Below are 21,414 nucleotides of genomic sequence, written 5' to 3' on the forward strand. Positions count from 1 at the left end.
GCTGCCGCTCGGCTAGCCTGGTCGCACGATGAACGACCGTATGACGACGCCGTGGGGCGAGCTGGCGCTGACCCGATTCCCCGAGGACCCGCGTGACCGGCTGCGCGCCTGGGACGCCTCCGACGAGTACCTGCTCAGGCATCTGGCCGGGGAGCGGGTCCCCCTGTCGGGCACGGTCGTGGTGGTCGGTGACCGCTGGGGCGCGCTGGTCACGGCGCTCGCGGCGCACCGGCCGGCGCAGATCACCGACTCGTACCTGACGCAGGAGGCCACGCGCGCGAACCTCGAGCGGGCCGGGGTCGAGCCCGGCGCGGTGCGGCTGCTCACCACGCAGGATCCGCCGCCGGAACGCGTCGACGTGCTGCTGGTGCGGGTACCCAAGAGCCTGGCCCTGCTGGAGGACCAGTTGCTGCGGCTCGCGCCGGCCGTGCACGCGGACACGATCGTCGTCGGCACCGGGATGGTGAAGGAGATCCACACCTCCACGCTGCAGCTGTTCGAGCGGATCCTCGGACCGACGCGCACCTCCCTCGCCGAGAAGAAGGCCCGGCTGATCTTCTGCACACCGGATCCCCGGCCGGCGTCGCCCGCCGGCCCCTGGCCGTACGTCTACACACTCCCCGACGGCATCGGTCCGGCCTCGGGTCGCACCGTGGTCAATCACGCGGGCGTCTTCTGCGGCGACCGGCTGGACATCGGCACGCGGTTCTTCCTCCGGCACCTGCCGGAGGGCCGGGGCGGCCGGGTGGTGGACCTGGGGTGCGGCAACGGTGTGGTGGGGACGGCGATGGCGCTGGCCGACCCGGACGCCGAGGTGCTGTTCGTGGACGAGTCGTTCCAGGCCGTGGCCTCGGCCGAGGCGACGTACAAGGCCAACGGCGTGCCGGGGCGCGCCGAGTTCCGCGTCGGCGACGGGCTGGCGGGGGTACCGTCCGGCAGTGTCGACCTGGTCCTCAGCAATCCGCCGTTCCACTCCCATCAGGCGACGACGGACGCCACGGCCTGGCGGATGTTCACCGGGGCGCGGCGCGCGCTGCGGCCGGGCGGCGAGCTGTGGGTGGTCGGCAACCGGCATCTGGGGTACCACGTCAAGCTGCGGAAGCTGTTCGGCAACAGCCGGCTGATCGCGAGTGACCCGAAGTTCGTGGTGCTGAAAACCGTCAAGCGGTAGCCGCGCCGAGGATCCGGAGGGTCCTGGCCACCGTCCGGGTCATCGCCTCGCGCGCGACCGTCAGGTAGCCGCGTGGGTCGACCGCTTCGGGGTGTTCGGTGAGGAAGCCCCGGATCGTACCGGTCAGCGCGATGTTCAGCGCCGTGCCGACGTTGACCTTGGTGATGCCGCCCGCGACGGCCGCGGTGAGTTCGTCGTCCGGGACGCCGGAGGAGCCGTGCAGGACGAGCGGGACGTCCAGTGCGGCCGACAGGCGTTCGAGGAGGGCGTGGTCGAGGGCCGCCGTGCGGGTGGTCATGGCGTGGGCGCTGCCGATGGCGACGGCCAGGGCGTCCACGCCCGAGTCGGCGACGAAGGCCCGTGCCTCGTCGGGGTCGGTGCGGGCCCCGTGCGCGTGGGCGTCCAGCGGGGGCCTGCCGTTCTTGCCGCCGATCTGGCCCAACTCGGCCTCGATCCACAGACCTCGGGAGTGCGCCCGGTCGACGGCGGCCCGGGTCGCGGCGAGGTTCTCCTCGTAGGGCAGCCGGGCGGCGTCGTACATCACGGAGCTGAATCCGGCCTCTGCGGCCTGGTACAGCAGGGCGTCGCTCCGCACGTGGTCGAGGTGCAACGCGACCGGCACGGTGGCGTGTTCGGCGGCGGCGACGGCGGCCCGGGCGAGCGGGAGCAGTCGGCCGCCGCGGAACCTGACCGCGTTCTCGCTGACCTGGAGGACGACGGGGGCCCGTACGGACTCGGCGCCCGCGATGACGGCCTCGACGTGCTCCAGGGTGATGATGTTGAACGAGGCGAGAGCCGAACGGGCATTGACTGCGCGGGTGACGAGTTCGCCGGTGGTGGTCAGGGGCACGGTGTCTCCAGGGTCGGGGAGCGGGGCACCGCGCGTCAGGGCGCGAGGATCACCGAGCGCGTGAGGTGGCGCGGACGGTCCGGGTCGAGGCCCCGGGACGCGGCGACGGCGACCGCGAGGCGTTGGGCGCGGACGAGCTCCGCGAGCGGGTCCAGCGTGCCGGCGATCCACAACGCGCCCGTGTTGCGCACCTGTTCGGCGAGTCCGTCCGGGGCCTCCCCCAGCATCCAGGTCGCCGTGCCGCGGGTGCTGACACTGATCGGGCCGTGCCGGTACTCCATCGCCGGATACGCCTCCGCCCAGGCCAGCGCGGCCTCGCGCATCTTCAGCCCGGCCTCGTTGGCCAGGCCGACGGTCCACCCGCGCCCCAGGAAGGTGAACTGCCCGCACTTCAGCAGCCCTTCGGGCAGCGGACCGGCCAGGGCCGAGTGCGCGTCGGTCACCGCACGGTCGGGGTGGCGGCCGAGGTGGGCGCGGAGGAGGGTGAGGGCCGTGGTCGCGAAACGGGTCTGCACGACGGAGCGTTCGTCCGCGAAGTCGAGGACGGCGAGCTCGTCGGCGGCCGTCGTCACGGGTGTGTCCGGGCCGGCGGTGATCGCGGTGGTCGGGGTGCGGCCCTTCAACCGGCCGAGGAGGTCGAGGACTTCGGTCGTGGTGCCGGAGCGGGTGAGGGCGACGACCCGGTCGTAGGCGCGACCGTGCGGGAACTCGGAGGCGGCGAACGCGTCGGTCTCGCCGCCGTCCGCGCCCTCGCGCAGGGCCGCGGCCGCCTGCGCCATGAAGTACGAGGTGCCGCAGCCGACGATCGCGACCCGCTCCCCCGCCTGCGGCAGGACCTGTGCGTACCGGGCCGCCTCCGACGCGGCGCGGGCCCAGCACTCGGGCTGGCTGGTCAGCTCGTCCTCGACATGCGGCATCTCGTCCCCGACCTGCGTCATACGACACCCTCCGGTCTGATTGTTCTTGCAAGATATCGCCCATTTTCGAGCATCCTCAAGCATCCCGGAGGAGAAACCGGTGCGTTAAGGTCGCCCGGAGATCGGGACCGGAGGTACGGATGTCGCGCGACGCCCGCTGGAAGGCGCTGCTGGAGCTGCTCGTCGAGCGCGGCCGGCTGGACGTCGAGGACGCGGCCGGTGAGCTGGGGGTGTCGGCGGCGACGATCCGCCGTGACTTCGACGGGCTCGCCGAGCAGCAGATGCTGGTGCGGACCAGGGGCGGCGCCGTCGTGCACGGCGTGTCCTACGAGCTGCCGCTGCGCTACAAGACGGCCCGCCACGCCTCCGAGAAGCAGCGCATCGCGAAGGCGGTGGCGGCTCTCGTGGCGCCCGGTGAGGCGGTCGGGCTGACCGGTGGGACCACCACGACCGAGGTGGCCCGGGCCTTGGCCGCCCGCGGGGACCTGGCGTCGGGCTCGCCCGCGCTGACCGTCGTGACGAACGCGCTGAACATCGCCAACGAGCTGGCCGTGCGGCCCCAGTTCAAGATCGTGCTGACCGGCGGGGTGGCGCGGGCGCAGTCGTACGAGCTGGTCGGGCCGCTCGCGGACGGGGTGCTCGGGCAGATCACCGTCGACGTGGCGGTGCTCGGTGTGGTCGCCTTCGACGTCAGGCACGGCGCCGCGGCGCACGACGAGGCGGAGGCCGCGATCAACCGGCTGCTGTGCGAGCGGGCGGAGCGCGTGGTCGTGGCAGCCGACTCCAGCAAGCTGGGGCAGCGGGCGTTCGCCCGGATCTGCGCCGCCGAGGCGGTGGACACGCTGGTCACGGACACGGCGGCCGACGCGGAGACGCTGCGGCGCTTCGAGGATGCCGGGCTGCGGGTCGAGACCGTGTGACTGCGGCGTCGGCCGGCCGCTCCAGGTCGTTTCCGCGAAGTCCCGTCGCCCGCCCGAAGGACGGGCCCCGCGGCGTCCGGTGCCTGCTCTCGGCGCGCCGCGCGGAGCCCTCGTACGGGATTCGGGGCTTCGCCCGGTGCGGCGGGGGCACCTTCCGCGCCCTTGAGGCAGTGGGGGGCATGCCAGGCGTCGCGGGGCAGGCGGGACTTTACGGGCACGGCCTAGGCTGGGGCTGAGGCGTGTATCCCAGGGAGGCTGTCATGGGCGGAACGGCGGGGGATCACGGTGCGCCGGGGGGACGGCGGTATCTGCCGATCGCGGAGCACGGGCTGATCGGTGATCTGCGCAGTGTGGCCCTGGTGGGGACCGACGGCACGATCGACTGGTACTGCTGCCCCGCCTTCGACGCCCCGAGCGTGTTCGCCTCGATCCTGGACGCGGAGCGCGGTGGCTGCTTCGAACTGGCGGCGGCCGTGCCGGCGCGGACCAAGCAGTTCTACTTCCCCGACACCAATGTCCTGATCACCCGGTTCTTCACCGAGGACGGCGTCGGCGAGGTGCAGGACTTCATGCCGGTCGACGGTGAGTCGGCGGAGGCCGAGCGGCACCGGTTGATCCGGCGGGTGGTGTGCGTACGCGGCTCGATCCCGTTCCGTACGCGCGTGGCTCCCCGGTTCGACTACGGCACCCGGCCGCACACCGTGCGCCTGACCGGCGAGATGGCGGTCTTCGAGGCCGAGGGGCTGGCGCTCGGTCTGACCTCGACCATGCCGCTGGAGGCCGACGGGCCGGACGTGTACGGGGACTTCAAGCTCTCCGAGGGCGAGACGGCGGTGTTCGCGCTGGACAAGGTCGGCGGCGACGTGGTGCCCCGCCGGTGCGCCCGCACGGAGGCGGAGCAGCAGTTCGCGGCGACGGTGGCGTACTGGCGGCGCTGGCTGTCGGCGTCCCGCTACAAGGGCCGCTGGCGGGAGATGGTGCATCGCTCGGCCCTGACGCTGAAGCTGCTCACCTACGCGCCGACCGGGGCGATCGTGGCCGCGCCGACGACGAGCCTGCCCGAGCAGCTCGGCGGCGAACGCAACTGGGACTACCGGTATGTGTGGGTCCGCGACGCGGCCTTCTGCGTGTACGCCCTGCTGCGGCTGGGCTTCACCGGGGAGGCCGAGGCGTTCATGAAGTTCGTGACCCGGCACATCAGCCCCGGCGACGGCAAGCCCTCCGGGCCGTTGCAGATCATGTACGGCATCGACGGGCGCACCGAACTGCCCGAGCGGGAGCTGGACCATCTGGAGGGCCACCACGGCTCCGCACCCGTACGGGTCGGCAACGGGGCGGCCGACCAGCTCCAGCTCGACATCTACGGCGCGCTGATCGACTCCATCTACCTCTACGACAAGTGGGCCCAGCCGATCTCCAGCGGCCAGTGGGACGACGTGTGCGGGCTGGTGGACTGGGTGTGCACGCACTGGGACCAGCCCGACGAGGGGATCTGGGAGACCAGGGGCGGGCGCAAGAGATTCCTGTACTCGCGGCTGATGTGCTGGGTGGCGATCGAGCGGGCCATCCGGATGGCCAACCAGCGCGGCCTGCCCGCCGACCTGCCCCGATGGCGGCAGTGCCGCGACACCATCTACCGGCGGATCATGAGCAAGGGCTGGTCCGAGGAGCGCCGGGCCTTCGTCCAGCACGAGGACGGCGACGTGCTGGACGCGGCCGTGCTGATGATGCCGCTGACGAAGTTCATCGCCCCGACCGACCCGAAGTGGCTGTCGACGCTGGACGCGCTCACCGAGGAACTGGTGTCGGACTCCCTGGTCTACCGCTACGACCCGCGCTCGAGCCCGGACGGGCTGCGCGGCGACGAGGGCACGTTCTCCATCTGCTCCTTCTGGTACGTCGAGGCCATGGTGCACGCCGGCCGGATCGACGAGGCGCGCCTGGCCTTCGAGAAGATGCTGACGTACGCCAACCATCTCGGTCTGTACGCCGAGGAGATCAGCCACACCGGGGAGCAGCAGGGCAACTTCCCTCAGGCGTTCACGCATCTCGGGCTGATCAGCGCGGCGTTCAACCTGGATCGGGCGCTGGGCTGACGTTCAGTGCCCGTGGCCGTCCTCCGCATGCCCCTCGGGGGTACCGGAACCGGTCGCCGCTCCCCCGGCCCGGACGGTGAACGCCGCCGTGTGGACCTTGCCGTCGTGCCGGAAGTCGAGGAACAGGCGGTAGGAACCGGCGCTCGGTGCCGTGGCGGTGAACGAGATGTCCGGGCCGGGGCTGGTCGTGCCGTCGCCGGGTTCGCCGTTCGGGTGAACGTGCAGGTAAGCGAGGTCGCCGGAGCGCAGGGCGACCAGGTGGCCGTACGCGCCGAGGTAGGGCTGGAGGTCGGTGACGGGCTTGCCGTGGCGGGAGACCCTCAGCTTCAGTTCGCTCGCCTTGCCGGGACGCAGGGCGCCGGCCAGCTCGACGTCGTAGCCGTTGGTCTCGGCCGTGGTGCCCGGTGCGGGCAGGTCCTTGGGCCGGTACGGGCCGGAGGCGGCGAGGTCGGCACCGAGGGTGAGGTTTTCGGCGTTCTTCTCCGCCGGGGTGAAGTCGGCGAAGACGCGGTAACCGCCCGCGCGGGGCAGGTCCACGGGGACGCTCCAGGTGCCGTCGGCGGCGCGGGTGGGGTGCAGGTGGCGGTAGGTGACCAGATCGCGTGAGGCCACGATGAGGTGGAGTTCCTTGTCGTGTTCGCGCTGGTAGGCGGTGACCGCGCGGCCGTCGGCGTCCCGCACGGTGAAGCGCAGCTCGGAGCGCTGCCCGGCGGTGACGCGCGGGGTCCGCAGGTCGAGCGTGTAGCCGCCCTCGGAGATCTGCAGTCCGCCGGCCGGGGGTGTGTCGTGTCCGGCATGGCCGCCGCCGTCCTCCGCCGGCTTCGGCGAGGGCCGGGTGTGTTCGTCCTCGTGCTTCGGCGGGTTGTCGGCGACGACGGGCTCGATGCCCTGGCCGACGCCGTAGGCCGCGCCGAAGGTGGCGGCCAGGGCGGCGGCGAAGGCGGTGATCCTCAGTCCGGTGTTCATGACCTTCGGCTCCTCCACATACCGGGTCTCCCGCTCGGATGCGGGACCTCCATACGGGTCACAATACCCCTGGGGGGTATCGAGTCAAGTTGTTCCGGCGCTTGCGTCATATACCCCTCGGGGGTATACAGGAATTCGGCAGGGATACCCCCGGCCGGTATACGGGAAAGCGATCGAGGAGGCACCGATGCCCGCCACCACCTACGCCGTCTCCGGCATGTCCTGCGGCCACTGCAAGGCCACGCTGACCAAGGTCATCGGTGAGCTGGACGGTGTCGGCCAGGTCGACGTCGACCTGGGCACCGGCCGTGTCACCGTCACCACTGCCGGCGAGCCCGACGACTTGGTGATCGCGGAGGCCGTCGACGAGGCCGGCTACGAGCTGACCGGGCGGGTATGACCATGACCACCACCACGACCGGCACCGGCGCCGAGGTCGAACTCGCCATCGGCGGCATGACCTGCGCCTCCTGCGCGGCCCGCATCGAGAAGAAGCTCAACCGCATGGACGGGGTCACCGCCACCGTCAACTACGCGACCGAGAAGGCGAAGGTCAGCTACTCGGGCGAGGTCTCCGTCCAGGATCTGATCGCCACCGTCGAGGCGACCGGGTACACCGCCCAGCAGCCCGCGCCCGTCGAGGCACCCGGCGGACCCGCCACCGGAGCCGACGAACTGCGGCCGCTGCGCGAGCGGTTGATCACGGCCGTCGTTCTCGCGGTGCCCGTCGTGGCCATGGCGATGATCCCGGCGCTTCAGTTCGAGTACTGGCAGTGGCTGTCGCTCGCGCTGGCGGCGCCCGTCGTGACGTACGCGGCGTGGCCGTTCCACAAGGCGGCGTTCACCAACGCCCGGCACGGCGCGGCCACCATGGACACGCTGATCTCGGTGGGCGTCTCGGCCGCCTTCCTGTGGTCGCTGTGGGCGCTGTTCTTCGGCACGGCGGGCACGCCGGGCATGACGCACCCCTTCGAGCTGACCATCGAGCGCACGGACGGCGCCGGAAACATCTACCTGGAGGCCGCCGCCGGTGTGACGGCCTTCATCCTGGCCGGGCGGTACTTCGAGGCCCGGGCCAAGCGCAAGGCGGGGGCGGCGCTGCGGGCGCTGCTGGAGCTGGGCGCCAAGGACGTCACGGTGCTGCGCGCGGACGGGCGTGAACGGACCGTACCGGTCGCGGAGTTGCGGGTCGGTGACCGCTTCCTGGTCCGGCCCGGCGAGAAGATCGCCACCGACGGGACGGTCGTGGAGGGCACCTCCGCCGTGGACGCCTCGATGCTCACCGGCGAGTCCGTACCCGTGGAGGTGGGCTCGGGCGACTCGGTCACCGGCGCCACGATCAACGCCGGCGGGCGGCTCGTCGTGCGTGCCACGCGGGTCGGTGCCGACACCCAACTGGCCCGGATGGCCAAGCTCGTGGAGGACGCGCAGAACGGAAAGGCCGCCGCGCAGCGGCTCGCCGACCGGATCTCCGCCGTGTTCGTGCCGGTCGTGATCGCCCTCGCGCTGGGCACGCTGGGCTTCTGGCTCGGCAACGGCGTCGGGCTGACGGCGGCCTTCACCGCCGCGGTCGCCGTCCTCGTCATCGCCTGCCCCTGTGCCCTCGGTCTGGCCACGCCGACCGCGTTGATGGTCGGCACCGGGCGGGGCGCCCAGCTCGGCATCCTCATCAAGGGCCCGGAGGTCCTGGAGTCCACGCGCCGGATCGACACCGTCGTCCTGGACAAGACCGGCACGGTCACCACCGGCCGGATGACCCTGCTGGCCGTGCACACCGCCGGCAGCACCGACGAGGCCGAAGTGCTGCGGCTGGCCGGGGCGCTGGAGCACTCCTCCGAGCACCCGATCGGCCGGGCCGTGGCCGACGGGGCCCTGGAGAAACTGGGCGCGCTGCCCACACCCGAGGACTTCGCCAACGTGCCCGGACTCGGTGTGCAGGGCGTGGTCGAGGGCCACGCCGTGCTGGTGGGCCGGGAGCGGTTGCTGGCCGACTGGGCGATGGAACTGCCGGCGGGGCTGGCCCGGGCCGGGGAAGCGGCCGAGGACGCCGGGCGCACGGCCGTCGTGGTCGCGTGGGACGGCGAGGCGCGGGCGGTGCTGGAGGTCGCGGACGCGGTGAAGCGGACGAGTGCGGAGGCGGTCGGCCGGCTGCGTGCACTCGGCCTCACGCCCATCCTGCTGACCGGCGACAACGAGGCAGTGGCCCGGTCCGTCGCGCGGGAGGTGGGCATCGAGGAGGTCATCGCCGAGGTGCTCCCGCAGGACAAGGTCGAGGTCGTCGAGCGGCTGCAGGCCGAGGGCCGGTCGGTCGCCATGGTCGGCGACGGCGTCAACGACGCGGCGGCCCTCGCCCAGGCGGACCTCGGCCTGGCGATGGGCACGGGCACGGACGCCGCCATCGAGGCGGGCGACCTGACCCTGGTCCGCGGTGACCTGCGCTCCGCGGCCGACGCGATCCGCCTGGCCCGCCGTACCCTGGGCACGATCCGCTCGAACCTCTTCTGGGCCTTCGCCTACAACGTGGCGGCGCTCCCCCTGGCCGCGTCCGGCCTCCTCACGCCGATGATCGCCGGGGCGGCCATGGCCTTCTCGTCGGTCTTCGTGGTGGGCAACTCACTGCGGTTGCGGACGTTCCGGGCCGCCGTCTGAGGCGGTGACGGGTCAGGGGTGGCGCCACACCAGCGTGTACCGCCAGAACAGGCGGCGGCGGAGGCGGGCGCCGGGCAGGATCGTGCGGGCGGTGCGAGCGATCTCGGGGAAGGTCATGTCCGGCTGCCGCACCGGCGCGGTCATCGAGACCGGACGCTCTGCCCGGCGGCCCCGGTTCTTCAGCAGCGCCATGACGATGTTGAGCGGGATCGAGGCGACGGAGAGGAGGTGGTCGGCCGGCGTCCGCTCCCGGCAGACGCCGACGATCACCAGGGCGCCACCGGGGGCCAGGTGGTCACGGAAAGCCTCCAAGGCCTCGGTGAACGGCAGATGGTGGAGCACGGCGACGCAGGTGATGACGTCGTGGGGCCGGCCGAGTCCGGTCAGCGCGTCGGACGTCGTGTAGGTCACGGGGGCCGCCGCCGGGGTCAGCTCCCGGGCCCTGGCCGTGATCTCCGGGTCGGCGTCGACGCCGTGCACCCGCTCCGCCCGGCCGGCCAGTAGCCGGGCGAGGTCGCCGCTGCCGCATCCCACATCCAGGGCGCTCCCCACCCGCGCGGGGAGTTGCCGCAGGATCCAGCGGTGGAAGTGGGCGTTGTGGTCCCAGGGATGGGCGGCGTGGAACCGCTCGAGTGCCTGCAGGATGCGTCGGGGCCACGGCGTCATGGGATCAAGTCGAGCACAGCGCGTCGCGCGGCCGTCACCGTGCCCCGCTCAGCGGGGTGGCCGTTCACCGACCGGGCACTCGGGAGGTACCGGCTCGCGGGGGCGCCGAGCGTGCGCCCGGCGTGAGCCGGTACCTTGCTGAGGAAGGCCACTGCGGGGAGAAGCACATGACCGATCCGACGATCACAGACGCGGACGCCCTCCGTCCGCTCCCCGGGGACGGGACGTCCCCGCGCGGGCCCGTGCGGCTTCTGGGCGCCGTACTCCGCGATCTCAGGGCCGTGGACGGCGCCCTGTACGCGGCGGTGGCCGCCACCCCGACACCCACACTCGACCGGACGTTGCGCCATCTGTCCCACGCGGCCGACCACTCGAAGATCTCGTTCGGCATCGCCGCCGCCCTGGCGCTGGCCGGGAAACGGCCGCGCAAGGCCGCCTTCGCCGGGGTCGGCGCCATCGCCGTGGCGTCGGCCTCCGCCAACCTCCTCGGCAAGCGCCTGGTGCGCCGTGCCCGGCCGGACCGGGAGGCGGCCCGGGTGACGGTGGACCGGCACGTCCGGATGCCGACGTCGGCCTCGTTCCCGTCCGGCCACACCGCGTCGGCGGTCGCGTTCGCCACAGCCGTGGGTGTGGTCCTGCCTCCCGCCGCGGTTCCGCTCGGGGCGCTGGCGGGCGCCGTCGGGTACTCCCGCATCCACACGGGCGTCCACTATCCCGGCGACGTGGCCGCGGGTGCCGTCCTCGGCATCGCGAGCGCGGCGGCGGCACTGGCGGCGGCCGCGGCCACTCCGTCAGCCAGGACCCAGGCTCTCCTGACGGCGGCCCGCTCCTGGCCCCGCGTCCGCATCGACGGTTTCGGACGCGGTTGAGCGGCCGAGGTGTGGCAACCGGGCCTGCCGCCCCGACTCGGCGAGCTGGACGCAGACCAGCGTGCGCCGGCGAGCCTTCGGCGCGTCCCACACCTCCATGAGGCTGCGGCCCGCCCGTCGAGCCGAGGGTTCAGGGACAAGAGGACGGCCGGCTCCGCGGGGCGCTCGCACCTGGTGCGCCCCAATGCCCCGCGTTCCTGGCTATCGAGGGAGAACGTGGGCGGACCGGCGTAGGTCGACGGCGGTGAGCGCCAGGGCCAGCGGCCCCGGGGCGAGGAAGGCCAGCGGAAGCATCATCCAGGCGCACAGTGCGGCCGTCGCCACGGCGAGCAGGACCAGGCCGCTGCCGCCCACGTCCGTCACGGCGTCCCGGGCGGCCCCGCGTACCGCCACCCGCCAGTCCGTGAGCGACTCGGGACGTCCGCAGGTCCGCAGGCCGACGACCGCCGCGCACGCGCCGATCATCGCGGCGGCCACCGCGAACAGCGGTGCCCCCGGCAGCCCCGCACCGGCCAGCGCCAGGTCGGCGGCGAGCAGCAGCAGTCCCGCCAGGGCGACGGCCCCCGCCGCCAGGTCACCGGCGCGCAGGCGCCGCCGGAGGAGCGCGGCGTACCGTCCCGCTGTGACGGGCCGGTCCTGGCCCGCTCCGCGCAGGACGGCACACGCCGTCGACAGGGCGGCCGGGGCGGTGATCAGTGGAAGGCAGGCCACCGCCGTGGCCAGACCGACGCTCAGCACGTCGGCGAACAGGGTCATGCGCGGGCCGAACACCTCGCCCGCCTCGCGGGTGCGCATGCCGCTCACCCCTTGAGTCCGGAGCTGGCCATGCCCTCCACCAGGAATCGCTGGAAGGCGAGGAAGAACAGCACGATCGGCAGCAGCGCGATCACCGACATCGCGAACATCGGGCCGAACGCGGAGGTGCTGGAGGCGTCCACGAAGGAGCGCAGGGCGAGGGTCAGGGTGAACTTGTCCGGGTCGAAGAGGTAGATGAGCTGGGTGAAGAAGTCGTTCCAGGTCCAGATGAACGTGAAGATGGCGGTGGTGATCAGGGCCGGACGGGTCAGCGGCAGGACGACCTTGAAGAAGCTGCGGAAGGGCCCGCAGCCGTCGATGCGGGCCGCCTCCTCCAGCTCGCGGGGCAGGCCGCGCATGAACTGCACGATGAGGAAGACGAAGAACGCCTCGGTGGCGAGGAACTTCGGCAGGATCAGCGGCCAGTAGGTGTTCACCAGCCCGAGCTGGTTGAAGATGATGTACTGCGGGATCAGCACCGCGTGGTGCGGCAGCATGATGGTGGCGATCATGAAGGCGAACAGCGGCCCGCGCATCCGGAACCGCAGGCGGGCGAAGGCGTAGGCGGCGAGCGAGCAGCTGAGGACGTTGCCGACGACCGCGCCGCCCGCGATCAGCAGGGAGTTGCCGAGCAGCCGCCAGATGGAGACGTCGTTGACGCCGTCGAAGGCCGTCCGGTAATTGGACCACTCCAGGTGGCTGGGCAGCAGGTCGAGGCTCGCGATGACCTCGTCGGCGGGCTTGAGCGAGGTGGCCAGCAGCCACGCCAGCGGGTACAGCATGACCAGCAGCGCGGCCAGGCAGCCGAGGTGGACGGCGAGACGGCCCGGGCGGAACGGCTTGCGGGAAACGGCGGTCGAGGTCATCGGTCCCCCTCGGAGGCGTAGAAGACCCAGGAGCGCGAGGTGCGGAACAGCACCGCCGTGACGATGCCGATCACGACGAGCAGCACCCAGGCCATGGCGGAGGCGTAGCCCATGTGGGAGGCGACGAAGCCGCGGTCGTAGAGGTACATGGTGTAGACGAGGGTCGAGTCGGCCGGCCCGCCCTTGCCCGCGCTGATCGCGAAGGCGGGGGTGAACACCTGGAAGGCCTGGATGGTCTGGAGGACCAGGTTGAAGAACAGCACCGGGGACAGCATCGGCACGGTGACGGACAGGAACTGCCGCCACTTCCCGGCCCCGTCGACCGCCGCCGCCTCGTACAGCTCGGCGGGGATCTGCTGGAGACCGGCGAGGAAGATGACCATCGGCGCGCCGAACTGCCACACCGTCAGCAGCGCGACGGCGAGCAGCGCCCAGCCGGGCTTGTTGACCCAGCCGCCGGTGCCGAGCAGGTTGTCCACCGTGCCGCCGTCGTTGAAGACCGCACGCCAGACGAGGGCGATGGACATCGACGCGCCGAGCAGCGAGGGTGCGTAGAAGGCGGAGCGGTAGAAGGCCTTGCCGCGCTTCATGCCCTTCAGTGCGAGGGCCACGACGAGGGCGAGGGCGAGTTGCAGGGGCACGGCGATGACGACGTACGTCAAGGTCGTCACGACCGAGCGCCAGTAGCGCGGGTCCTCGGTGAACATCTGGACGTAGTTGCGCAGGCCCACCCACTTCGGCGGGTTGAACAGGTCGTAGTCGGTGAACGACAGGTACAGCGACACGGCCATCGGCAGCAGGGTCAGGACGATCGCGCCGAGCACCCAGGGCGAGAGGAACACCCAGGCGGCGCCCTCGCGTTCGCGCTTGGGGCGGCGCTTCGGGGCGGTGGCGGTGACGCGTTTAGTCTCCGTGGGCGTCGCGGTGGTGGTCATGACCTCAGCTCCGCCTTCGCCTCGGTGATGTAGTTCTCGGCCGCCTCGCGGGGCGACATGCGCGCGTAGGACACCTGGTCGTAGTCGCGCTGGAAGGTGGTCTGGAGGGCGTTGTCGCCCGACGGCGGTGCCTGTGGCGGGTCCTTGAGCTTGCCCTCCAGGGACGCCTGGAAGTCGGCGATGGTCTTGTCGAAGTCCTCGAGCTGCGGGCCGAGTTCGTCGCGGACGGTCTCGTTGACGGGGATGCCCCGGCTGGCGCCGAGGATCTTCGCGGCCTGCCGGTCGTTGATCAGGAAGTCGACGAGCTGCGCCGCCTCCTTCGGATGGGCGGTGTTCGCGGAGACGCCGAGGAACATCGACGGCTTGAAGTACTGGCCGGGTGTGCCGTCCTCGCCGGACGGCATGGGGGCGAGGGCGACGCCGCCCTTGACGAGGGCGAGGAAGCCGCTGGCCGGGGCGTCCCAGTTGGCGTCGGACACCGCCTTGCCGCGCCCCAGCGGGGTGTTCTCGACCGAGCCGTCGAGCTGGGTGGTCTGCTCGGCCGGCGAGACGGCGCCCTCGCGGCGCAGCTTGTCGGTGAAGGTCCACCAGCGGGTGAGGTCGTCGGCGGTGAAGCCGAGCCCGCCGTCCTCGGTGTAGAGGGCCTTGCCCTGCCCGCGCAGCCAGACCTCGAAGGCGTCCTCGCTCTGGCCGGGGTCGGTCGCCCCGGGCATGCCGGTCTTCCTCGCGAGGGCGCGCATGGTGTCGGCCCACTGGCTCCAGGTCCAGCTCTTGCCGGGGAGGGGCACGCCCGACTTCTTCCAGGTCCCGACGTCGTAGGCGACGGTCTCGGTGCCGCGGCCCTGCGGGATCGCGTACTGCACGTCGTCCACGCGGCCGGTGGCCAGCAGCCCCTGGTCGATCTCGGAAGTGCGCAGGACGGACTTCTGCTTCGCCAGGTCGAGCAGGACGCCACCGGAGGCGTACTGGTCGATCTGGCGGTAGTCCAGCTGCATCACGTCCGGCGCGTCACCGCCGGCTGCCTGGGTGGCGAGCTTCTGCTTGTAGGCGTCGTAGCCGGAGAACGACGTCGTCACGTCGACGTTCGGATGCTGTTTCTCGAACAGCGCGACGGCCTGCTCGGTGCGTTCCGCGCGGTCGGGGTTGCCCCACCACGTGTAGCGCAGCACGACCTTGCCGCCGCCGGCCGATTCCCCGGGTCCTCCGCAGCCCGCCAGCACGGCACACAGTGCCAGTGCGGCGGCCGACGCGCAGAACCCCTTTGTCCTGTGTCCGGGCATGCCGAGGTCACCTCTCCTTTCCTCGGACTCTCTGTCGGCCCCCTCGGCCCCCCTCGCTCTGTTACTCGCCCTGGTACGGCAGCGTCGTCCCGGGCAGGTTGTACTCGTCGCGCCGGCCGCACATGCCGAAGCCGCCGAGCCGGGTGGGCGCGGCCTCGTAGGCGGTGGCCTCGCCGAGGTAGGCGGGCTCGCCGTCGGCCAGCGCGTCGAGCTGGGCGCCGGTGCGTTCGGCGGTGGCCAGGGCGCCCGCCCGCCACAGCTCGCGCCAGGTGGGCACCTTCTCCCGCACGATGCGGGCGGCGGCGCGCTGGAACTCCAGGTACGGGCCGTTGTCGCCGGCGACGAGCGCCTCGCGCAGGGCGAGGTAGCCCTCCACGGCGAGGTCCCGGCGGCGCTGGGCGGCCGCCGCCGTCTCCGGTCCCGTGCCGGGCGGCAGGGTCGCCACGGCGGCGTACTTCTCGGGGTCGGCGAGCACCTCGGGCGGGAAGGTGAACACGGCGTCCCCTGCCTCGGGCAGGCCGCTGTTCTGCATCAGCACGGTGATGCGCAGATCGCCGCCCTGCACCATGCGGTGCACGGTGCCCGGCGTGAACCAGGCGACGGAGCCCGGCTCCAGCGGGATGTCCCGGTAGCCGTCGGGGCTCAGTGTCTGCACCGCGCCCCGGCCGCCGGTGACGACGTACGCCTCGGTGCACACCAGGTGCAGATGCGGGCTGCCGCCGCAGACGCCGTCGGCGGCCTCCCAGTCGTAGGCGCTCAGATGGGACAGGCCGATCGCGCCGGGCAGCGGGTGCGGCAGGGCGGGCTTCGCGTCGTTCACCACGGCAGGCCCTCCAGGTGCGTGCCGACCCGGTCGCGGTCCCAGGCGCCGTCGGCGACGACGAGCCGGTAGCGGTAGGCGAAGGACTCGCCCGGCGGAAGCTCGAACTCCTCGAAGAACGCCCAGGAGAAGGCGACCGTCGGGAAGGGCTCGGAGCGGACGAACCAGTGCGACTCGTGGATCGCGGACGTCTCGTCGAGGTTCTCCGGCGCGTGCGCGAAGACGAGGGTGGAGTGGCCGTCGACGTCGTCGTGCTCGGTGGTGAAGGCGAGCCAGGGGCCCTGGGTGCCCATGAGCTTCCCGGCGTCGGCGTCGGTGTCCGGGGCGAAGACCGTGCCGCCGGCGAAGTCGCGCGGGCCGCGCCACTGGAGTCCGGTGTAGCCGGCCATCTCGCGGCCCGCGGTGGTCGGGGATCCGAAGGCGAGGGGCTCGGAACGGACGTTGGTGAGGCGGATCGACCAGTCCAGGGCCCAGGCGCCGGCCTCCTCGTCCACCGAGTGGACGGTCAGCCCCCGCACCTCGCGCGCCCACTCCTCGCCGCCGTTCTCGACCCAGGTGAGCTCCTCGGTGAAGGCGAGGCGGTCGTCCTCGACCGTGAACTCCTGGAAGCCGTCGTGCCGCATGGAGCCGACGCGCTCGGGCAGGCGGAGATAGCCCTGGCCGTGGACGTAGCAGTTGCCGCCCCAGAAGTTCTGGCCGGACAGATGGCTCGCGGTCATCTGCAGGCCCTTGTGCCAGCGGTGGTCGTTGGGGCGGTAGCCGGTGACCGTGCGGCCGGACAGCGTGCGCACCGGGTGGGCGTACGGCTTGCGGGCCTCGAACGGATCCGGGTCGGGGCGATAGACGTAGCGCAGGATCTCCGTGCCGTTCGCCGCTATGACGGCGATGTCCTCGCCGTGGGTGTGGGTGACTCGGATGCTCATGCGCGCTCCTTGGGGGCCCAGTCGGGGTGCTCGCCATGCATGGCCTCGTAGAAGGGGTCGCCGGGGCCGATCTCCCCCGCGTGGACGGAGCGGTTGGTGAACGCCGCCTTGTACAGGGCGGCGGCGAACTCGAGGGTGGCGCGGGCGTCCCGGCCGCTGCCCGGTGGACGGGTGCCGGTGTCGTAGGCGTCGAGGAGAGCGCCCAGCTGGGCCGTGTGCGAGCTGGGCACGTCGTTCGCGGGGGCGCGCCATGCGGTGGCGCGCTCGGAGGCGACGTGCGGGGCCGGGGTGTAGGCCCAGCTGTCGTTGGTGTGGCCGTACAGGTGTGTCAGCTCGACGGTGGCGTCGGCGCAGTCGATGCGGATGCGGCTGACCTCGTCAGGGGAGAGCACGCTGTTGACGACGGTGGCGAGGGCGCCGCTCCTGAAGCGCACCAGCGCGGTGGAGACGTCCTCGCTCTCGGTGTCGTGCACGAGCCGGGTTGCCATCGCCCGGATCTCCTCCCACTCGCCGAGCAGGTGCAGCAACAGGTCGTACTGGTGGATGCCGTGACCCATGGTCGGCCCGCCGCCCTCGCTGGCCCACTTGCCGCGCCACGGCACCGCGTAGTACGCCGCGTCCCGGTGCCAGGTCGTCTGGCAGTGCGCGACCAGCGGGGCGCCCAGCTCACCGCTGGTGATCAGTTCGCGGGCGTGCACCGCGCCGGAGCCGTAGCGGTGCTGGAAGACGACCGCCGCGTACGCGCCCGAGGCATCCTCGGCGGCGGCGATCTCGTCGTACTCGGCGAGCGAGAGGGTGAGCGGCTTCTCGCACAGCACCCAGGCGCCCGCCTTGAGCGCGGCGACCGTCTGGTCGCGGTGCAGGGCGGGCGGCGTCCCGATGAGCACCAGGTCGGGGCGTACGGCGTCCAGCATCGCCTCCACCGAGGTGTACCCGGCGACCTGGTCGCCGGCCAGCTCGCGGAACGCGTCCAGCCGCTCCTGGTCCACGTCGACGGCGGCCACCAGCTCCACCCGGTCGGAGTGGGCCCGCAGGGCGGGCAGATGACTGCCGCTGACGATGGCTCCGGTGCCGACGACGGCCACGCGGCGGCGAGTGGGGGACAAGGACATGCGGCGCTCCTCGGACGGCCGGCGGACACACGCTTGGAAAGCGCTTGCACTCGGAAGGCGACCCTAGGCGCGAGAGAATGTCTGGACAACCCCCCTGCAGCGACCTGCACAAGGTCCGCCCGTGCGTTCTCCCAGCTTGGGGCAGACTTTCCGGTTTGTTGCCACGGCCACCGAACGGCACTCCCCGCCTCCGCACGGGGGCTGACCCCACGGCGCGGCGAGGTGCTGGCGGCCGTGGACCGGGCCGCAGAGCCGCCGCCCGCACCCCGCTGCGGCTCGGCGGCCACCGGGAAGCGCGCCCGCGCACAGGACCCGCTGTTCGCGCCCGTGACCCACAACCTCAACCCGTGCGCCTTCTGGGACAGGCAACCTCAACCCGTGCGCCTTCTGGGACAGGCCGCACGAACGCCCGACCACGGTCCGCGACGACCTGCCCGCCCTGCTCGTCAACGCCACCGGAGACCCGCGCACCGACTACGCCGGCGCCAAGTCGGTGCGCACCATGTGGCCCTCCTCGCGCCTGGTCACCCTGCACGGCGCCGACCAGCACGCGGTGTACGGCGTCCACGGCGTGCCGTGCGTCGACGACGCGGTCAACGCGCACCTGGCCACGGGCCGGCTGCCGGGGCGGGACATCGACTGCGGGGCGCACGCGCACGGCTAGGACGCACGGTGCGAACGCCGGAGCCCGGACCGTTTCCGGTCCGGGCTCCGGCAGCCGGCGACGAGGGGCCGGTCGTCAGGACCGGTCGGCTCGCCTCAGGACTCGACGATCTTGCGCACGTTGTCCACGGAACCGCAGCCGGCCTTCAGCTGACGCTCACGCTCCTGCCAGAACGCCAGGCCCAGCTCCTCCCGCCGCTCCATCGTCACGTTCTCCCGCGCACCGTTGAGGATGGTGCGCTCCTCTTCGTCGGCGTGGTGGGTGACGGCCTCCACCAGCCCCTCGAGCTTTTCGTCCCACTCGTCGGAGCCGACCTCCTCGACCTCGAGGAGCTCCAAGAGGGCCTCGTTGCCCTCGTCGTGCTCGTGCTCGCCGTGCTCGACCTCTTCGTCGTCGATGTTCTTGTACCGCTTGAGCGCCGGGTAGACCTTGGCCTCCTCGGCCAGCGCGTGCGCGATCAGCAGGTCTGCGAATTCCCGCAGCGCACCCTCACGGTCGGCTTCGACGCTGCGCATCTGACGGAAGAGGTCTTCCATGCGCCGGTGGTCCTGGAGAATGAGCTCTACGATGTCTTGTGCATCGGCCATGGAACAGGAACCCCTTTCGTGCAAGAGAATCGGGCCATTTCCATGTACCCGTTCCTGACGTTCTGTGCGCCCTGGGCGGGCCTGCCGGTCTACCAGCGATACCAGCGACCCTTGCGGCCACCGCTGTCCACGCTGCGCAGGACGAAGCCGAGCAGCCACAGCACCAGCACGATCACCGCGAGCCACCACAGGGCCTTCAGCGCGAAGCCCGCGCCGAACAGGATCAGGGCCAGCAGCAGGACGAGAAGCAAAGGAACCATAGTTATCTACCTCCGCCACTCCTGGTGCCCGGCTCTTTGGCGAACACACGGTCGAATCACTGCGTTTCTCCACCCGGATCACGGGCACCTGCATCGATTTGACCGAGCGGAGGCGGCCGGAACCCGATCAGGCCAACCGGCGTCAGTCCCTGCCCACGACGACCACCTCGTCCCCGGTCGTCCAGCGGCGGCGCTCCGCTTTGGGCGGGTTGATGCGCACGCCGTGGCCGGGACTCGTCGACGCCTCGTCGTGGCTTCGGTAGCCGATGGCGCATTCGCCGCGCTGCCGTGCCGCTGCCACGACGGTGGCGAAGGTCGTCTCGCAGCCCGGCAGCACGTAGTCGCTCGCCGGCCGCAGGCGGACGCCGGTGCCGTCGGCGGAGAACAGCTCCTCGAAGACCGCCGCCAGGTGCCGGTTCTGGGAGATCTGCGCCATGAGCAGGCCGAGGAGCTTACCGCTGATGATCACGTCGGCTCCGGGACTGACGGGGGCCAGCGCCCGGTTGCGGTCGTCGATCAGCTCGGTGACGACGGGCACTTCGCGCCCGGTGGCCTCCTCCAGCTGTCGCAGCAGCAGGAGGGTGACGAGCGTGCGGTTGTCGGGGTCGTCCGGCGGCTGCCCGGGAACGGGGTCCTGGCCGAGCACGATCACGCTGTCGTAGGAGTGGACGTCCAGACGCCGCAGGGTCTCGGGGCGGGTGACGTCCCCCTGGTGGAGGGTCAGGGTCAGGTCGGCGCCGTGGTGTGCGCCGGCCTCGCTCACCTGCCGGACCGTCGCGTCACCACCGTCCGCCACCACGTCGACGGCTGATCCGGGCCGGGCCCGGCGGCGCAGTTGGTCGACCATGAGCGGCGCCCGGCGGTTCCAGCCCAGCAGGAGGACCCGCTCCGGCCGCGCGGGCGTGGCGGGGCCGGACGCCATCGCCGCCTTCTCGACCCACTCCGCGCAGTCGGCCGGCCAGACCGTGTCGTCGTCCCGGGAGATGACGACGAGCAGGTCGTCCGCAGCGATGGGCGTCTGCGGTGGCGGGTTGAGCAGAGGGGTGTCTCCACGCACCATCCCGACGACGCTCGACGTCGGGTAGGACAACAGCGCGTCCCCGAACGGGCGGCCCGCCAGGGCCGGTTCGGTGACCAGGTAGAACTCGTCGCCGGCGAAGTCGAGGAGCTCCTGGTGGACCAGGGAGAGCCCGGGGCGGCGGGCGGCCTGGACGATCAGCCGGGCCGTGACGGTGTCGCTCTCCAGGACGACACCACCCGGCCCGGCGGCGAGACAGGCGGCCAGTCGGTAGCGGTCGTCCCGGACGGCGGCGACGACGGGCGGACGGGTCGCCTCCCCGGCCAGGGCTGCCCTGAGCGCCAGCAGCGTCTTGACCACCTCGGCGTCGGCATCGGGCTCGTCGCGAGGCAGGACCAGCACGACACCGGCCGTCGACGGACTGGTGAGGGTGAGCACGGCGGGGTCGGTGGTGGGGCCGCTGCGGCAGATCAGCCGCGTACGGCCGACGGGGCCCACCTTCGTGCTCAGGGCCTCCTCCATGGCGGTCTTGTCCCGGTCCGCCAGCACCGCCACCGCCGCGCGCCGCTGGTTGGCGTTGGCGGCCACCAGCTCGCTCACCACCGTGAAGACCTGCTCCGACCACCCGAGGACCACGACGTGCCCGCGTTCGAGCACGGTGGACCGGCCACGCCGCAACGCGGTGAGCCGCTCCGTGAGCGCCGTCGTGATCAGGCCGACCAGCGTCGAGACGTACAGCAACGCGACCAGCGCGAGCAGCACCGACATCATCACGCGCAGCGGCGTACCCGTCGCACCGCCCAGCCGCAGGGTCTGCCCGGTGAGGTGCCACACCTGCGCCAGCCGGTCCGGCAGGGACGCCGGCGCGTCGGGATCGGTCCACACCACCACCGCACTGGCCGGGACGACGACGGCCAGGCACAGCAGCGCCATCCAGCCGACCAAGGCGGATGCACCGCGGGCCAGCGTGCTGTCGAACCAGTAACGGGCTCGGTCACCGACCGGAGTGCGCCGCTGCGCCACCCTTCCCCCTCCGTCGCCCCGGACTCT

General features: G+C 72.2%; 20 protein-coding genes and 1 pseudogene. 7 read left to right on the forward strand and 14 right to left on the reverse strand.

The features are described from left to right. Window positions 1-40: 40 nt before the first annotated feature. Complete coding sequence (locus tag ACWD1U_RS25200; protein WP_451110978.1) at window positions 41-1,171, forward strand: methyltransferase; 1,131 nt, start codon at window positions 41-43, stop codon at window positions 1,169-1,171. Here the strand turns inward: ACWD1U_RS25200 and ACWD1U_RS25205 are convergent. Both ACWD1U_RS25205 and ACWD1U_RS25210 read right to left on the reverse strand, forming a co-directional pair. Then, window positions 1,161-2,021: a class II fructose-bisphosphate aldolase gene (locus tag ACWD1U_RS25205; protein ID WP_451110733.1), complete on the reverse strand. Its 861-nt coding sequence runs from the start codon at window positions 2,019-2,021 to the stop codon at window positions 1,161-1,163. The genes ACWD1U_RS25200 and ACWD1U_RS25205 overlap by 11 nt on opposite strands. Window positions 2,022-2,056: 35 nt before the next feature. After that, window positions 2,057-2,938, reverse strand: coding sequence for an SIS domain-containing protein (locus tag ACWD1U_RS25210; RefSeq protein ID WP_451110980.1), 882 nt, complete (start codon window positions 2,936-2,938; stop codon window positions 2,057-2,059). A gap of 140 nt (window positions 2,939-3,078) precedes the next feature. Here ACWD1U_RS25210 and ACWD1U_RS25215 point away from each other — a divergent pair, with 140 nt between their 5' ends. Next, the gene (locus ACWD1U_RS25215; protein WP_451110735.1) at window positions 3,079-3,858 is read left to right on the forward strand and encodes a DeoR/GlpR family DNA-binding transcription regulator; all 780 of its coding nucleotides are present in this window, start codon (window positions 3,079-3,081) and stop codon (window positions 3,856-3,858) included. Window positions 3,859-4,118: 260 nt separating this feature from the next. Beyond that, on the forward strand, window positions 4,119-5,954 hold the full coding sequence (locus ACWD1U_RS25220; RefSeq protein ID WP_451110737.1) for a glycoside hydrolase family 15 protein: 1,836 nt from the start codon (window positions 4,119-4,121) through the stop codon (window positions 5,952-5,954). A 3-nt stretch (window positions 5,955-5,957) separates the two neighbouring features. On the opposite strand, the gene ACWD1U_RS25225 is transcribed toward ACWD1U_RS25220, so the two are convergent. Continuing rightward, on the reverse strand, window positions 5,958-6,920 hold the full coding sequence (locus ACWD1U_RS25225) for a hypothetical protein (protein ID WP_451110739.1): 963 nt from the start codon (window positions 6,918-6,920) through the stop codon (window positions 5,958-5,960). Between the two features lie 187 nt (window positions 6,921-7,107). Here ACWD1U_RS25225 and ACWD1U_RS25230 point away from each other — a divergent pair, with 187 nt between their 5' ends. Both ACWD1U_RS25230 and ACWD1U_RS25235 read left to right on the forward strand, forming a co-directional pair. Next, on the forward strand, window positions 7,108-7,320 hold the full coding sequence (locus tag ACWD1U_RS25230; RefSeq protein WP_451110741.1) for a heavy-metal-associated domain-containing protein: 213 nt from the start codon (window positions 7,108-7,110) through the stop codon (window positions 7,318-7,320). Between the two features lie 2 nt (window positions 7,321-7,322). Next, a complete protein-coding gene (locus ACWD1U_RS25235) occupies window positions 7,323-9,569 on the forward strand; it encodes a heavy metal translocating P-type ATPase (RefSeq protein ID WP_451110743.1) in 2,247 nt (748 codons plus the stop codon). Between the two features lie 12 nt (window positions 9,570-9,581). Here the strand turns inward: ACWD1U_RS25235 and ACWD1U_RS25240 are convergent, their stop codons facing one another. After that, window positions 9,582-10,235 carry a class I SAM-dependent methyltransferase gene (locus ACWD1U_RS25240; RefSeq protein ID WP_451110745.1) on the reverse strand — a complete coding sequence of 218 codons (654 nt, stop codon included), beginning with the start codon at window positions 10,233-10,235 and terminating at the stop codon, window positions 9,582-9,584. 167 nt (window positions 10,236-10,402) lie between these two features. On the opposite strand from ACWD1U_RS25240, the gene ACWD1U_RS25245 reads away from it, so the two are divergent. Next, on the forward strand, window positions 10,403-11,104 hold the full coding sequence (locus tag ACWD1U_RS25245) for a phosphatase PAP2 family protein (RefSeq protein ID WP_451110747.1): 702 nt from the start codon (window positions 10,403-10,405) through the stop codon (window positions 11,102-11,104). 201 nt (window positions 11,105-11,305) lie between these two features. Here the strand turns inward: ACWD1U_RS25245 and ACWD1U_RS25250 are convergent, their stop codons facing one another. The 7 genes from ACWD1U_RS25250 to ACWD1U_RS25280 form a co-directional block, all read right to left on the reverse strand. Continuing rightward, window positions 11,306-11,899, reverse strand: coding sequence for a hypothetical protein (locus tag ACWD1U_RS25250; RefSeq protein WP_451110748.1), 594 nt, complete (start codon window positions 11,897-11,899; stop codon window positions 11,306-11,308). Between the two features lie 5 nt (window positions 11,900-11,904). Next, window positions 11,905-12,765 carry a carbohydrate ABC transporter permease gene (locus tag ACWD1U_RS25255; protein WP_451110750.1) on the reverse strand — a complete coding sequence of 287 codons (861 nt, stop codon included), beginning with the start codon at window positions 12,763-12,765 and terminating at the stop codon, window positions 11,905-11,907. After that, entirely contained in the window at window positions 12,762-13,700 is a 939-nt protein-coding gene (locus tag ACWD1U_RS25260; protein WP_451110751.1) for a carbohydrate ABC transporter permease, read from the reverse strand. The genes ACWD1U_RS25255 and ACWD1U_RS25260 overlap by 4 nt, the downstream gene beginning before the upstream one ends. Then, window positions 13,697-14,980: an ABC transporter substrate-binding protein gene (locus tag ACWD1U_RS25265; protein WP_451110753.1), complete on the reverse strand. Its 1,284-nt coding sequence runs from the start codon at window positions 14,978-14,980 to the stop codon at window positions 13,697-13,699. The genes ACWD1U_RS25260 and ACWD1U_RS25265 overlap by 4 nt, the downstream gene beginning before the upstream one ends. Before the next feature lie 61 nt (window positions 14,981-15,041). Next, window positions 15,042-15,803 carry a cupin gene (locus ACWD1U_RS25270; protein ID WP_451110755.1) on the reverse strand — a complete coding sequence of 254 codons (762 nt, stop codon included), beginning with the start codon at window positions 15,801-15,803 and terminating at the stop codon, window positions 15,042-15,044. Then, on the reverse strand, window positions 15,797-16,723 hold the full coding sequence (locus ACWD1U_RS25275; protein WP_451110756.1) for a DUF6807 domain-containing protein: 927 nt from the start codon (window positions 16,721-16,723) through the stop codon (window positions 15,797-15,799). Before ACWD1U_RS25275 ends, ACWD1U_RS25270 begins: the two co-directional genes overlap by 7 nt. Continuing rightward, window positions 16,720-17,835: a Gfo/Idh/MocA family protein gene (locus ACWD1U_RS25280; RefSeq protein ID WP_451110758.1), complete on the reverse strand. Its 1,116-nt coding sequence runs from the start codon at window positions 17,833-17,835 to the stop codon at window positions 16,720-16,722. The genes ACWD1U_RS25275 and ACWD1U_RS25280 overlap by 4 nt, the downstream gene beginning before the upstream one ends. A 427-nt stretch (window positions 17,836-18,262) precedes the next feature. Here ACWD1U_RS25280 and ACWD1U_RS25285 point away from each other — a divergent pair. Next, a pseudogene (locus ACWD1U_RS25285) lies at window positions 18,263-18,499 on the forward strand (alpha/beta hydrolase); the annotation flags it as partial. Window positions 18,500-18,594: 95 nt separating this feature from the next. On the opposite strand, the gene ACWD1U_RS25290 reads toward ACWD1U_RS25285, so the two are convergent. From ACWD1U_RS25290 to ACWD1U_RS25300, 3 genes are all read right to left on the reverse strand, one after another. Beyond that, window positions 18,595-19,086, reverse strand: a complete 492-nt coding sequence (locus tag ACWD1U_RS25290; protein WP_451110760.1) for a hemerythrin domain-containing protein — start codon at window positions 19,084-19,086, stop codon at window positions 18,595-18,597. Window positions 19,087-19,175: 89 nt separating this feature from the next. Continuing rightward, a complete protein-coding gene (locus ACWD1U_RS25295) occupies window positions 19,176-19,346 on the reverse strand; it encodes a hydrophobic protein (RefSeq protein ID WP_338775843.1) in 171 nt (56 codons plus the stop codon). 142 nt (window positions 19,347-19,488) lie between these two features. Continuing rightward, a complete protein-coding gene (locus ACWD1U_RS25300) occupies window positions 19,489-21,387 on the reverse strand; it encodes a CASTOR/POLLUX-related putative ion channel (protein WP_451110761.1) in 1,899 nt (632 codons plus the stop codon). Between the last annotated feature and the right edge of the window lie 27 nt (window positions 21,388-21,414).

It is taken from the genome of Streptomyces sp. NPDC002788, assembly GCF_053592115.1.